Source organism: Sutterella sp., assembly GCF_052272535.1.
Taxonomy (GTDB): Bacteria; Pseudomonadota; Gammaproteobacteria; order Burkholderiales; family Burkholderiaceae_F; genus Sutterella.
Genome location: NZ_DAVZJY010000046.1, coordinates 1 through 12,985 on the forward strand (window position 1 = coordinate 1; position 12,985 = coordinate 12,985).

General features: G+C 64.1%; 9 protein-coding genes and 1 tRNA gene. All 10 read right to left on the reverse strand.

All coding sequences use genetic code 11. The annotated features are described in order from the left end of the window. Positions 1-81: 81 nt before the first annotated feature. The 10 genes from rpoC to ACT6Y9_RS04040 all read right to left on the reverse strand — a co-directional run bounded on the left by rpoC (position 82) and on the right by ACT6Y9_RS04040 (position 12,884). Positions 82-4,482: a DNA-directed RNA polymerase subunit beta' gene (gene rpoC, locus ACT6Y9_RS03995; protein WP_295480174.1), complete on the reverse strand. Its 4,401-nt coding sequence runs from the start codon at positions 4,480-4,482 to the stop codon at positions 82-84. Positions 4,483-4,499: 17 nt separating this feature from the next. Beyond that, entirely contained in the window at positions 4,500-8,663 is a 4,164-nt protein-coding gene (gene rpoB / locus ACT6Y9_RS04000; protein ID WP_443743585.1) for a DNA-directed RNA polymerase subunit beta, read from the reverse strand. Between the two features lie 306 nt (positions 8,664-8,969). Continuing rightward, positions 8,970-9,347, reverse strand: a complete 378-nt coding sequence (rplL, locus tag ACT6Y9_RS04005; RefSeq protein WP_295480196.1) for a 50S ribosomal protein L7/L12 — start codon at positions 9,345-9,347, stop codon at positions 8,970-8,972. 46 nt (positions 9,348-9,393) lie between these two features. Then, positions 9,394-9,924, reverse strand: coding sequence for a 50S ribosomal protein L10 (rplJ, locus tag ACT6Y9_RS04010; RefSeq protein ID WP_295480198.1), 531 nt, complete (start codon positions 9,922-9,924; stop codon positions 9,394-9,396). Positions 9,925-10,433: 509 nt separating this feature from the next. After that, complete coding sequence (gene rplA, locus ACT6Y9_RS04015) at positions 10,434-11,129, reverse strand: 50S ribosomal protein L1 (protein ID WP_295480200.1); 696 nt, start codon at positions 11,127-11,129, stop codon at positions 10,434-10,436. Next, positions 11,130-11,561, reverse strand: coding sequence for a 50S ribosomal protein L11 (gene rplK / locus ACT6Y9_RS04020; protein ID WP_295480202.1), 432 nt, complete (start codon positions 11,559-11,561; stop codon positions 11,130-11,132). A 133-nt stretch (positions 11,562-11,694) separates the two neighbouring features. Further along, positions 11,695-12,234, reverse strand: a complete 540-nt coding sequence (nusG, locus tag ACT6Y9_RS04025; protein WP_295480204.1) for a transcription termination/antitermination protein NusG — start codon at positions 12,232-12,234, stop codon at positions 11,695-11,697. 22 nt (positions 12,235-12,256) lie between these two features. Continuing rightward, positions 12,257-12,640: a preprotein translocase subunit SecE gene (gene secE / locus ACT6Y9_RS04030; RefSeq protein ID WP_295480206.1), complete on the reverse strand. Its 384-nt coding sequence runs from the start codon at positions 12,638-12,640 to the stop codon at positions 12,257-12,259. After that, positions 12,621-12,803: a hypothetical protein gene (locus ACT6Y9_RS04035; protein WP_443743586.1), complete on the reverse strand. Its 183-nt coding sequence runs from the start codon at positions 12,801-12,803 to the stop codon at positions 12,621-12,623. Before ACT6Y9_RS04035 ends, secE begins: the two co-directional genes overlap by 20 nt. Positions 12,804-12,808: 5 nt before the next feature. Continuing rightward, a tRNA-Trp gene (locus tag ACT6Y9_RS04040) sits at positions 12,809-12,884 on the reverse strand. Positions 12,885-12,985 lie beyond the last annotated feature (101 nt).

A 12,985-nucleotide genomic window follows, 5' to 3' on the forward strand; every position in this document is an offset into this window, starting at 1 on the left:
AGGGGTCCGTGCCGGGCCGCCGGATCCAGGCGTCCGCCGCTTCCGCGAAGGAGCGGCGGATTCCGAAGATCATGGGTGCGCTTACTGCGCGGCGGGCGTCTCGGGCTTCTCAGCCGGCGCTTCGGCAGGCGTCTCGGCGGACTTCGGCGCCTCTTCGGCCTTCTTGGCGGCCGCCGGGGCGGACTCGTCCTCCGGCGCGGCCTCCTTGTGGTCGAAGAAGGCGAACGGGTCGACCGCGGGCTTCGGAGCGTCTTCGTACTCCTCGTCGAGCTCCTCCTGCGTTTCAGCTTCCGGAGTCGGCTCGTCGAAGGCCTGCGTCTCACGCTCGAGGCGTTCGGCAAGCTCCTGCGCCTTGTGGGCCTGGTGATAGGCGAGACCCGTACCGGCCGGGATCAGACGGCCGACGATCACGTTCTCCTTCAGGCCGCGGAGCTCGTCGCGCTTGCCCATGATGGCAGCCTCGGTGAGCACGCGGGTGGTCTCCTGGAAGGAGGCCGCGGAGATGAAGGAGTCCGTCGAGAGCGAAGCCTTCGTGATGCCGAGCAGAACGTTCTCGTAGGTCGCCGGGCGCTTGCCGAGCTCGACTACGCGGTCGTTCTCGTCGAGCATCTCGGAGCGTTCGACCTGCTCGCCCTGGATGAAGCGCGTGTCGCCCGGATCGGCGATCTGGACGCGACGCAGCATCTGGCGGACGATCACTTCAATGTGCTTGTCGTTGATCTTCACGCCCTGCAGACGGTAGACGTCCTGGACCTCGTCGACGATGTAGCGCGCGAGCTCCTCGATGCCGAGCAGGCGGAGGATGTCGTGCGGATCGACCGGGCCGTCCACGATTTCCTCGCCCTTCTGCACGACCTGACCGTCGTGCACGAGCACCGTCTTGTCCTTGCTGATGAGCGTCTCGTGCGAGAAGCCTTCGCTGTCCGTGATGATCAGGCGCTGCTTGCCCTTCGTCTCCTTGCCGAAGGTCACCGTGCCGGTCACCTCAGCGAGCATGCCGGCGTCCTTCGGGCTGCGGGCTTCGAAGAGCTCGGCGACGCGCGGCAGACCGCCCGTAATGTCGCGGGTCTTCTGCGACTCGGTCGGGATGCGCGCGAGCACCTCGCCCATGCCGATGTCCTGGCCGTCGCGAACGACCACGAAGGCGCCCACGGGCAGCTGAATCGTCACGGCGTGGTCCGTGCCCGGAATCTTCACTTCCGAGCCGTCCTCGTTGAGCAGGTGCACCAACGGACGCAGGATGCCCGCAGCCGTGGCCTTGCCGCCCTTGCCGGTCGACTTCTTCGGGTCGATCACGACGAGGCTCGAGAGGCCCGTCACTTCGTCGACCTGGTTCATCACGGTGACGTTTTCAATGACGTTCTCGAACTTCACGCGGCCGGCGTACTCGGTGATGATCGGACGGGTCATCGGATCCCACGTGGCGAGCTGCTGGCCGGACTTGATCGCCTGATCAGCCTGCACGAGCAGCACGGAGCCGTACGGGACCTTGTGGCGTTCACGTTCGCGGCCGTGATCCGTGATCACGATCTCGCCCGAACGGGAGATCACCACGAGCTCGCCCTTGGCGGACTTCACGAAACGCATGGCCGGCGAGAAGCTCACCGTACCGGCGGACTTCGCCTCGACGCTCGACGCGACGGCCGCACGCGACGCGGCGCCGCCGATGTGGAACGTACGCATCGTGAGCTGCGTGCCCGGTTCGCCGATCGACTGGGCGGCGATCACGCCGACGGACTCGCCGGCGTTGACGAGCGAGCCGCGGCCGAGGTCGCGGCCGTAGCACTTGGCGCACAGGCCGTAGCGCGTGTCGCAGGTGAGCGGCGTGCGGACCTTGACCATGTCGATGCCGAGCTCGTCGAGCTTATCGCAGGCGCGCTCGTCAAGGAGCGTGCCGGCGGCGAGGACGACCTCGTGCGTGTCGGGATTGAGCACGTCGATGGCGGTCACGCGGCCGAGCACGCGGTCGCGCAGGGCCTGGATCACCTCGCCGCCCTCGACGAGGGCGCGCATCTCGACGCCGCGGGTCGTGCCGCAGTCGTCTTCGACGACCACGAGGTCCTGCGTCACGTCGACGAGACGACGGGTGAGGTAGCCCGAGTTCGCGGTCTTCAGCGCCGTATCGGCGAGGCCCTTGCGGGCGCCGTGGGTCGAGATGAAGTACTGCAGAACGTTGAGGCCTTCACGGAAGTTCGCCGTAATCGGCGTCTCGATGATCGAACCGTCCGGCTTCGCCATCAGGCCGCGCATGCCAGCCAACTGGCGAATCTGAGCCGCGGAGCCTCGGGCACCGGAGTCGGCCATCATGTAGACGCTGTTGAAGGATTCCTGCGAAACCTTGCGGCCGTGACGGTCGATCGTGGGCTCGGTGGAGAGCTCCTGCATCATCACCTTGCCGACCTGGTCCGACGTGCGGCCCCAGATGTCGACCACCTTGTTGTAGCGCTCGCCCTGGGTGACGAGACCCGAGGTGTACTGCGCCTCGATCTCCTTCACCTCCTGTTCGGCGGCGCGCACGAGGCCTTCCTTCTGGGCGGGCACCTTCATGTCGCCCACACAGATCGAAATGCCCGCGCGGGTCGAGAGACGGTAGCCGTTGTCCTTGAGCTTGTCGGCGAAGATCACCGTCGCGCGCAGGCCGCAGAGGCGGAAGCAGCGGTTGATGAGCTTGGCGATCTCCTTCTTCTTGAGGGTGATGTTGAGCTCCTTGAAGCTCATGCCCTCGGGAAGGATCTCGGAGAGGAGCGCACGGCCGACGGTCGTCTCGTAGCGGACGATCTTCGGGGTCTTCTCGCCGGTGTCGCGGTTGAGCTCGTACTCCTTGATGCGGACCGTGCAGCGCGTCTGCAGTTCAACGACGCCGTTGTCCCAGGCGCGCTGAACTTCAGCGACGTCGGCGAAGTACATGCCCTCGCCCTTGCCGTTGATGCGCTCGCGGGTGGCGTAGTAGAGGCCGAGCACCATGTCCTGCGACGGCACGATCGACGGATCGCCGTTGGCCGGGAAGAGCACGTTGTTCGAGCTCATCATGAGGCCGCGGGCCTCAAGCTGCGCTTCGAGCGAGAGCGGCACGTGGATGGCCATCTGGTCGCCGTCGAAGTCGGCGTTGAACGCCGCGCAGACGAGCGGATGGAGCTGCATCGCCTTGCCTTCAATGAGCTTGGGCTCGAAGGCCTGAATGCCGAGACGGTGGAGCGTAGGCGCGCGGTTGAGCATGACGGGATGTTCGAAGATCACCTCTTCGAGGATGTCCCAGACCACGGGCTCCTGGTTCTCGACCATCTTCTTGGCAGCCTTCGGCGTGGGCGCGAGGCCGCGCAGCACGAGCTTGTTGAAGATGAAGGGCTTGAAGAGTTCGAGCGCCATGAGCTTGGGCACGCCGCACTGGTGCAGGCGCAGCTCCGGACCGACCGTAATCACGGAACGGCCCGAGTAGTCCACGCGCTTGCCGAGCAGGTTCTGACGGAAGCGGCCCGACTTGCCCTTGATCATGTCGGCGAGCGACTTGAGCGGACGCTTGTTGGCGCCGGTCATCGCCTTGCCGCGACGGCCGTTGTCGAGGAGCGAGTCCACGGCCTCCTGCAGCATGCGCTTTTCGTTGCGCACGATGATGTCCGGAGCCTTGATCTCGAGGAGGCGCTTGAGGCGGTTGTTGCGGTTGATGACGCGGCGGTACAAGTCGTTGAGGTCCGACGTCGCGAAGCGGCCGCCGTCGAGGGCGACCAACGGACGCAGGTCGGGCGGGAGGACCGGCAGGACCGTCATGATCATCCACTCGGGCTTGATGCCCGAGCGCTGGAAGCCTTCAAGGACCTTGAGGCGCTTGGCGTACTTCTTGATCTTCGCCTCGGAGCTCGTCGTGGAGAGCTCGGAGCGCAGACGCGTCACCTCGGAGTCGATGTCGATCGTGCGCAGCAGTTCGCCGATCGCCTCGGCGCCCATCATGGCCCGGAAGTCGTCGCCGAATTCGGCGGTCTTCTGGATGAATTCCTCTTCGTTGAGGAGTTGGCCGCGGGTGAGCGTGGAGAGGCCCGGATCAACGACGATGTAGGCTTCGAAGTAGAGCACGCGCTCGATGTCGCGCAGCGGGATGTCGAGCACCATGCCCATGCGCGACGGAAGGCTCTTGAGGAACCAGATGTGCGCGACGGGGCTGGCGAGGTCGATGTGGCCCATGCGTTCGCGGCGGACCTTGGCGAGCGTCACTTCGACGCCGCACTTCTCGCAGATTACGCCGCGGTTCTTCAGGCGCTTGTACTTGCCGCAGAGGCACTCGTAGTCCTTCACCGGCCCGAAGATCTTGGCGCAGAACAAGCCGTCGCGCTCAGGCTTCTGAGTACGGTAGTTGATCGTCTCCGGCTTCTTGACTTCGCCGTAGGACCAGGAGTGGATCTTCTCAGGGCTCGCGAGACCGATGCGGATCGCATCGAAATGCTCGTCCTTCTGGACCTGGTTGAAAATCTCATTAAGCGCAGCAGTCATTTCGCTTAAATCCTTGCTTAGTTCTTGACGAGGTCGATGTCGATGCCGAGCGACCGGATTTCCTTCACGAGCACGTTGAAGGATTCAGGCATGCCCGCTTCAATCTTGTGCTCGCCCTTGACGATGTTCTCGTAGACCTTCGTGCGGCCGTTGACGTCGTCGGACTTCACGGTGAGCATTTCCTGCAGCACGTAGGCCGCGCCGTAGGCTTCGAGCGCCCAGACTTCCATTTCGCCGAAGCGCTGGCCGCCGAACTGCGCCTTGCCGCCGAGAGGCTGCTGCGTGACGAGCGAGTACGGACCCGTGGAGCGGGCGTGCATCTTGTCGTCGACGAGGTGGTGCAGCTTCAGGTAGTGCATGTAGCCCACCGTGACGGGACGTTCGAACGCATCGCCGGTGCGGCCGTCGTAGAGCGTCGCCTGCGTCTTCGAAGGCGTGAGCTGCAGACGGGCGGCCTCGTCGTCCGGGAACGCGAGGTCGAGCATCATGCGGATCTGCTCCTCCGTGGCGCCGTCGAAGACGGGCGTCGCGAACGGCACGCCGTTCTGGAGGTTGCGCGCCATGCGCATGAGCTCCTCGTCGGTGAGGCTGTCGAGATCCTCGGTCTTGCCCGTGCGGTTGTAGACCTCGTTGAGGAACGCGCGGATCTGACGGACCTGCTCGGTCTTGAGCATCTGCTCGATGCGCCAGCCGATGCCCTTCGCGGCCCAGCCGAGATGGACTTCAAGCACCTGACCGATGTTCATTCGCGACGGCACGCCAAGCGGGTTGAGCACGATGTCGGCGGGACGGCCGTCGGCCATGTACGGCATGTCCTCGACCGGGCAGATCTTGGAGACCACGCCCTTGTTGCCGTGACGGCCGGCCATCTTGTCGCCGGGCTGCAGACGACGGCGTTCGGCGATGTACACCTTCACCATCTTGAGCACGCCCGGAGGCAGTTCGTCGCCGCGGGTGAGCTTGTCCTGCTTGATGTCGTACTTCTTCTGGTTGTCTTCGCGCGTGTGCTCGATCGCCTGCTTCGTGAGGTCGATGCAGTGCTGGGCGGTCTCCTCCTCCATGCGCAGGCCGAAGAGATCGTAGCCCTGCATCGCGGCGAGGAATTCGGCCGTAAGCACGCCGTCGGCGGGCAGCCCCTCGAGCTGCATCGTCGAGACGACCTTGTGGCCGGCGAGCTGGCGGCGCAGACGGTCGAAGGAGTCGCGCTCCACGATGCGCAGCTGGTCGTCGAGGTCGCGGCGGTAGCGCTTGAGGGCGTCGTTGATGATGCTCTCGGCGCGCTTGTCGCGCTTGACGCCGTCGCGCGTGAAGACCTGAACGTCGATCACGGTGCCGGTCATGCCGGACGGAACGCGCAGCGAGGTGTCCTTCACGTCGCTCGCCTTCTCACCGAAGATCACGCGCAGAAGCTTCTCCTCAGGCGTGAGCTGGGTTTCGCCCTTCGGCGTGACCTTGCCCACGAGCACGTCGCCCGCCTTCACTTCGGCGCCGATGAACACGATGCCGGAGTCGTCGAGGCGCGAGAGCTGGTTCTCGGAGAGGTTCGAGATGTCGCGCGTGATTTCCTCAGGCCCGAGCTTCGTGTCGCGCGAGACGACCGACAGCTCCTCGATGTGGATCGAGGTGTAGCGGTCGTCGGCCACGACGCGTTCGCTGATGAGCACCGAGTCTTCGTAGTTGTAGCCGTTCCAGGGCATGAACGCGATCAGCATGTTCTGGCCGAGGGCGAGCTCGCCCGTGTCGGTCGAAGCGCCGTCGGCGAGCACGTCACCCACGGCGACGCGGTCGCCCTTGACGACGATCGGACGCTGATTGATGTTCGTGGACTGGTTGGAGCGGGTGAACTTCTGCAGGTTGTAGATGTCCACGCCCGTCTCGCCCGCGATCGACTCCTCGTCGTTCACGCGGATGACGACGCGGTTGGCGTCGACGTAGTCCACGACGCCGCCGCGGCGGGCCTGAACGGCGGTCTTGGAGTCCACGGCCACCGTGCGCTCGATGCCCGTGCCGACCACGGGCTTCTCGGGACGCAGGCAGGGCACGCCCTGACGCTGCATGTTCGCGCCCATCAGCGCGCGGTTCGCGTCGTCGTGCTCCAGGAACGGAATGAGCGCCGCAGCGCACGAGACGATCTGCGCCGGCGCGACGTCCATGTACTGGATGCGGGCGGGCGAGGCGAGGATCGTTTCACCGTTGTCGCGCGCGGAGACGAGCTCCTGCGTGAGGCGGCCCTCGTCGTCCATTTCGGCGTTCGCCTGGGCGATGATGTACTTGCCTTCCTCGATCGCGGAGAGGTAGTGGATCTCCTTGGTCGCGACGCCGTCCACCACCTTGCGGTACGGCGTCTCGAGGAAGCCGTACTCGTTGAGGCGGGCGTAGAGGGCGAGCGAGTTGATCAGACCGATGTTCGGACCTTCCGGCGTCTCAATCGGGCAGACGCGGCCGTAGTGGGTGGAGTGCACGTCGCGGACTTCGAAGCCCGCGCGTTCGCGCGTCAGGCCGCCCGGGCCGAGGGCCGAAATGCGGCGCTTGTGCGTGATCTCCGAGAGCGGATTCGTCTGGTCCATGAACTGCGAGAGCTGGCTCGAGCCGAAGAACTCGCGGATGGCGGCCGAAATGGGCTTGGAGTTGATGAGGTCCTGCGGGGTGAGGCCGTCGCTCTCCGCCTGGTTGAGGCGTTCCTTGACGGCGCGCTCGACGCGCACGAGGCCGGCGCGGAACTGGTTTTCCGCAAGTTCGCCCACGCAGCGCACGCGGCGGTTGCCGAGGTGGTCGATGTCGTCCACGCCGTTGACCGGGCAGACGCGCTTCTCGCCCTTGGCGTCGATCAGCTCGACGTTGTCCTGGCCGTTGCGCAGCGCGACGAGGAGCGCCATCGTGTCGACGATGTCCTCCTTCGTGAGGGTGCGTTCGCCCTCGGACGACGGACGGCCGAAGCGGGCGTTGACCTTCATGCGGCCGACGCGCGACAGATCATAGGCGTCGGGATCGAAGAAGAGACGGTCGAAGAGCGTCTCGACGGCCTCCTCCGTGGGCGGCTCGCCCGGACGCATCATGCGGTAGATCGCGACGCGCGCGGAGAACTGGTCCGGCGTGTCGTCGAGACGCAGGGTGTTGGAGATGTAGGCGCCGTGATCAAGCTCGTTCGTGAAGAGCGTCTCGAGCTTGCGCACGCGCGCGGCGCGCAGCTTCGCGAGCAGCGAGTCCGTGATCTCCTCGTTCGCCTGGGCGATCACCTCACCCGTCTGGGAGTCGACGATGGTCTTCGCGAGCACGCGTCCGATGAGGTAGTCGTCGGGCACGCCGATCGCCGTGACGTCGGCCTTGGCGAGGTCACGGAGATGCTTGCCGGTGATGCGCTTGTCGTGCGGGATCACGAGCTTGCCGTTGCCGTCGATGACGTCGAAGGACATCGTCTGGCCCTTGAGGCGCTCGGGGATCACGGGCAGCTTGGCGCCGGCCTTGAGGAGCTGGAAGGTGTCGAACGCGAAGAAGCGGGCGAGGATGTCCTCGACCGAGTAGCCGATCGCCTTGAGCAGGATCGTGCCGGGCATCTTGCGGCGGCGGTCGACGCGGAAGTAGAGAATGTCCTTCGCGTCGAACTCGAAGTCGAGCCAGGAACCGCGGTAGGGAATCACGCGCGCGGAGAAGAGGAGCTTGCCCGAAGAGTGGGTCTTGCCCTTGTCGTGCTCGAAGAAGATGCCCGGGGAGCGGTGCAGCTGGGAGACGATCACGCGCTCGGTGCCGTTCACGATGAACGAGCCCTTTTCCGTCATCAGGGGAATTTCGCCCATGTAGACGTCGTTCTCACGGATCTCCTTGATCGTGCCGGGTTCGGCCGCTTCACGGTCGTAGATCTCGAGACGGATCTTGGCGCGCAGGCGCGAGCAGAACGTAAGTCCGCGCAGCTGGCACTCGGCCACGTCGAACTCCGGCTCAGCAAGGTCGTAGCCGGCGAACTTCAGGCAAGCAAAGCCGTTGTGGCTCGTGATCGGGAAGATCGAGGTGAAGGCGGCCTGAAGGCCGAGATTGCTGCTGCGGGCAGCGGGCTTCACGTTGGCCTGCAGGAACTCTTCGTACGAACGAAGCTGAATATCAAGCAGGGAAGGCACTTCAAGGACGCTCGGGCGAGAGGCGAAGCTCTTGCGGATGCGCTTCTTTTCAGTGAACGAGTACGACATGTAGACTCCGTTCGACATTAGGAATGAACCGGAAGAAGTCGGGTCTTGATGAGGGCGGGATGCAAGGACGCCGAAAAGCCGCTCGGCACTTCAGATTTCGTCAATCTGAGTCCGCGCGGCGCGCATTTGCAGGTTTTTGAGTCTGGCGACAGGTTCATCAAGGAAGGGACTTTGATCTGATTTTCTCATGAAACGCTGCGGAGAAGATCAGATCAAAGCCTCCTTGCGGAGGCTTTGAGGTGCTCCGCGACGGGCGCCCCCAGAGGGGACGTATCCGTCCGGAGCTTGCCGGTCAAGCAATAATTATTACTTGAGGACGACCTTGGCGCCAGCTTCTTCGAGCTTCTTGGCAGCGGCTTCGGCGTCAGCCTTCGGGAGGCCTTCCTTGACGGCCTTCGGAGCGCCTTCGACGAGGTCCTTGGCTTCCTTGAGGCCGAGGCCCGTGAGTTCACGGACGGCCTTGATGCAGGCGATCTTGTTCGAGCCGGCGGCTTCGAGGACGACGTCGAACTCGGTCTTCTCTTCAGCCGGGGCGGCGGCGGCGGCGGCCGGGCCGGCGACGGCGACGGCGGCGGCGGCGGCGGAGACGCCGAACTTCTCTTCCATCATCTTGATGAGTTCGGAGATCTCGAGGACGGTCTTGGACGCGATGGCGTCGAGGATTTCTTCATTGGTAAGGGCCATTTTTAGCTCCGTATTACGTAGTGTTTAGTTTGTTTGGAAAAACGAATTAGGCTGCAGCCTTTTCCTTGGCATCGCGCACAGCGGCCACGGTGCGCACGAAGCGCGCCGGGACTTCGTTGACGGTACGGACGAACTTCGCGATCGGCTCGTTCATCGTGGCCATCAACTTGGCAAGGAGTTCCTCGCGGCTCGGCATCGAGGCGAGCTGCTTGACGGCTTCCACGTCCATGACGTAGTTGTCCATCGCACCGCCCTTCACGACGAGCTTCTCGTTGTCCTTGGCGAACTTGACAAGAACCTTGGCAGCAGCAACCGGGTCGGCGGAGAAGCCGTAGACGAGCGGACCAGCGAACTGGTCAGCAAGCCCGGCAAACCCCGTGCCTTCCACGGCGCGGCGAACCAGCGTGTTCTTGACAACACGCAGCGTCACGCCATTCTTGCGCGCTTCAGCGCGCAGCTGCGTGACGGCCTGTACGGTCAGCCCACGGTATTCGGCGATGACCATCACGGAGGACTTCGAAACGACTTCCGAAATCTCCGCAATGACTGCCGCCTTGTCTTCACGATTAAGACCCATGGTCTGGCTCCACTCAGAGACGCCGATCCAACGGACCGGCGCCGGTTGCGATTAACCGGCAACCTTCTGAGAGCTTCACTTCTGTCAGAAGCCGGGGGCCTCGTTCCGAGGCGTCCGCAGCTTGGCAAACACGACGCAATGTCTCTCTTCGGTGCCGTCTGCGCTGGACCTCTTGCCGGCAGACGTTCCCGACGCGGAAAGTGCGTCCGCAGAACGCTGCAAGAGAATTAAAAGCGATCCCCTGATCCGGCGTTTCTTCTTTCCCCGCCGGGGGAGGAGACTGCTCTCCAGCGGTCTTTGACAGCAGTTCGGCCTTCAACACCACCCCGGAGGGAGGCGCCCGGGCCGAACCACCCAAAGCCCTTGAGGCCTCACGGCCTCAGCGAAGATCAGCTGATCTTCGGGCATCCCCGCGGACGGGGTTCGCTCGGGAAGCGAGGCGCCCGCGTCTGTCGCGGACGTCCTCTCCTCTTTGCGCACTGCAGGGGTGCCGCCCCTGGAAAATTCAATTACGCAGCGATGGTGCCGGCATCAATGCGCACGCCCGGGCCCATCGTCGAAGAGACCGAGACCTTGCACAGGTACTGGCCCTTCTGGGAGGCGGGCTTGAGCTTGTTGATCTGGTCGATCAGGGCGGCGAGATTCGTGCGCAGACGCTCGGCCTCGAAGGAGGCGCGGCCGATCGGCGCGTGAATGATGCCGGCCTTATCGGCGCGGAACTGGACCTGACCGGCCTTGGCGTTCTTGACGGCCTGGGCGACGTTCGGCGTGACGGTGCCGACCTTCGGGTTCGGCATCAGGCCGCGCGGGCCGAGGATCTGGCCGAGCTGACCGACAACGCGCATGGCGTCCGGCGAGGCGATCACGACGTCGAAGTCGAGTTCACCGGCCTTGACCTTGGCGGCGAGGTCGTCGAAGCCGACGATGTCGGCGCCGGCGGCGCGGGCTTCGTCAGCCTTGGCGCCCTGGGTGAAGACGGCGACGCGGACGGTCTTGCCCGTGCCTTCCGGCATCACGACGGCGCCGCGGACGGCCTGGTCGGACTTGCGGGGATCGATGCCGAGCTGAACGGCAACGTCCACGGACTCATCGAACTTGGCAGTCGCGTTGGTGCGGACGAGGTTGAGCGCGTCGAGGACCGGGTAGGCCTTACCGGCCTCAACCTTGCCCTGGAACGCCTGCTGGCGCTTCGTAAGCTTAGCCATTTAGAGACCCTCCACAACGATGCCCATCGAGCGAGCGGAACCGGCGATCGTGCGAACAGCGGCGTCCATGTCGGCAGCCGTCAGATCCGGCTCCTTCGTCTTGGCGATCTCTTCGGCCTGAGCGCGCGTGATCTTGCCCACCTTCGTGGTGTGCGGACGCGCGGAACCCTTCTGGACCTTGGCCGCCTTCTTGATGAGGACGGTGGCCGGAGGGGTCTTCATGATGAACGTGAAGCTCTTGTCGGCGTAGGCGGTGATCACGACCGGAATCGGGAGACCCGCTTCCATGCCCTGCGTCTTCGCGTTGAACGCCTTGCAGAACTCCATGATGTTCAGGCCGCGCTGGCCGAGGGCCGGGCCGATGGGGGGCGAGGGGTTGGCCTTGCCGGCAGGAACCTGCAGCTTGATGAAGCCGACGATTTTCTTTGCCATTTGGCTTTAATTCCTATTGGGTTCGATCGCTCCTTTCTCCAGGCGGATCAAGGGGCTCCCCAGTTGGTTGAAAACAGAGAAGCGCGAATATACACCTCGTTTCCCGAAGGTGCAACCAGTTTCGCGGATTTTTTTAAATCTTCTCGACTTCGTTGAAGGCGAGGTCGACGGGCGTCTCGCGGCCGAAGATCGAAACGGCGACGTTGAGGCGGCTCTTGTCGTAGTCCACACCCTCGACGCGGCCCGTGAAGTCCTTGAAGGCGCCCGACTTGACGCGGACCATTTCGCCCACTTCGAACTCGACCTTCGGACGGGGCTTCTCGGCGCTCGTCTCGGCAGCGTTGAGGATGTCGTTCACCTCGGCGGGCGAAAGCATCACGGGGTTGTTGTTGCCGAGGAACTCGATCACGCGCGGCGTGTTGTTCACGAGGTGCCAGGTCGCGTCGTTCATCTCCATCTGGATGAAGACGTAGCCCGGGTACATGCGGCGCTCGCTCGTCACCTTGCGGCCGTTGCGGATCTCATGCACCTTCTCGATCGGCAGGAGCACTTCGCCGAAGCTCGGGCGCAGCGCGCCGCTCTGGGCGATGCGTTCCTCAAGGGCGTTCTTCACGCTCTTTTCCATGGAGGAATAGACGTGCAGGGTGTACCAATGCATCTTGTCGTTGGCCATGGCTCATTTCTCCCGGAAGCGATTAGAGCGAGATGCGAAGGAGGACGTCGTAGAGCCCCCATTCGATGATCAGGTCGCAGATGAAGAGGAAGAAGGCGATGATCACCACGAAGGCCATCACGAGACCGGTGGTGTTGAGCGTCTCCTTGCGGGTCGGCCAGACGACGCGGCGCAGCTCCTCGTAGGACTGCTGCCCGTAGGCGAGGAAGCGCTTGCCCGAGGGGGAGAGCCAGGCGAGGATCACGGCGAGGACCAGGCCGCCGGCGAGGGCGCCGAGTCGGACGGCCAGGGCCTGCTCGGAAAGGAGCGCGAAGGCCACCACACCGGCGAGAGCCGCCAGGACGGCGAGAGTGACGAGAACGACGTCGCTCTTGCCCGAGACGGTTTCAACTTCTTGAGTGCTCATGACAGAAAGGAATCCAGAACTCCCGCACGCGGAGCGCGCCGGGACTTGTCGAAAAATAGCTGTTGATTTTACCGGCTTTGTCTACCGGATGCACCCCGGCAGCCTCAACTTTTTCCGCAGCCAATAGAAAAGCCAAGCTGGTTTCCCAAGCTTGGCTTTTCATTTTTCTGGCAGGGGCAGAAGGAATCGAACCCTCAACCTACGGTTTTGGAGACCGTCGCTCTGCCGATTGAGCTATGCCCCTGTCTGTCCCGACCGGAAGTCTTCACCTCCGGCCCGGACGGTGATCATTACTCGATGATCGTGGCGACGACGCCGGCGCCGACGGTGTGGCCGCCTTCACGG

Coding starts and splice junctions, on each gene's coding strand:
- ACT6Y9_RS04035 (WP_443743586.1), bottom strand. CDS start 12,803: ATGAAAAGCCAAGCTTGGGAAACCAGCTTGGCTTTTCTATTGGCTGCG.
- rpoC (WP_295480174.1), bottom strand. CDS start 4,482: ATGACTGCTGCGCTTAATGAGATTTTCAACCAGGTCCAGAAGGACGAG.
- rpoB (WP_443743585.1), bottom strand. CDS start 8,663: ATGTCGTACTCGTTCACTGAAAAGAAGCGCATCCGCAAGAGCTTCGCC.
- rplL (WP_295480196.1), bottom strand. CDS start 9,347: ATGGCCCTTACCAATGAAGAAATCCTCGACGCCATCGCGTCCAAGACC.
- rplK (WP_295480202.1), bottom strand. CDS start 11,561: ATGGCAAAGAAAATCGTCGGCTTCATCAAGCTGCAGGTTCCTGCCGGC.
- rplA (WP_295480200.1), bottom strand. CDS start 11,129: ATGGCTAAGCTTACGAAGCGCCAGCAGGCGTTCCAGGGCAAGGTTGAG.
- rplJ (WP_295480198.1), bottom strand. CDS start 9,924: ATGGGTCTTAATCGTGAAGACAAGGCGGCAGTCATTGCGGAGATTTCG.
- nusG (WP_295480204.1), bottom strand. CDS start 12,234: ATGGCCAACGACAAGATGCATTGGTACACCCTGCACGTCTATTCCTCC.
- secE (WP_295480206.1), bottom strand. CDS start 12,640: ATGAGCACTCAAGAAGTTGAAACCGTCTCGGGCAAGAGCGACGTCGTT.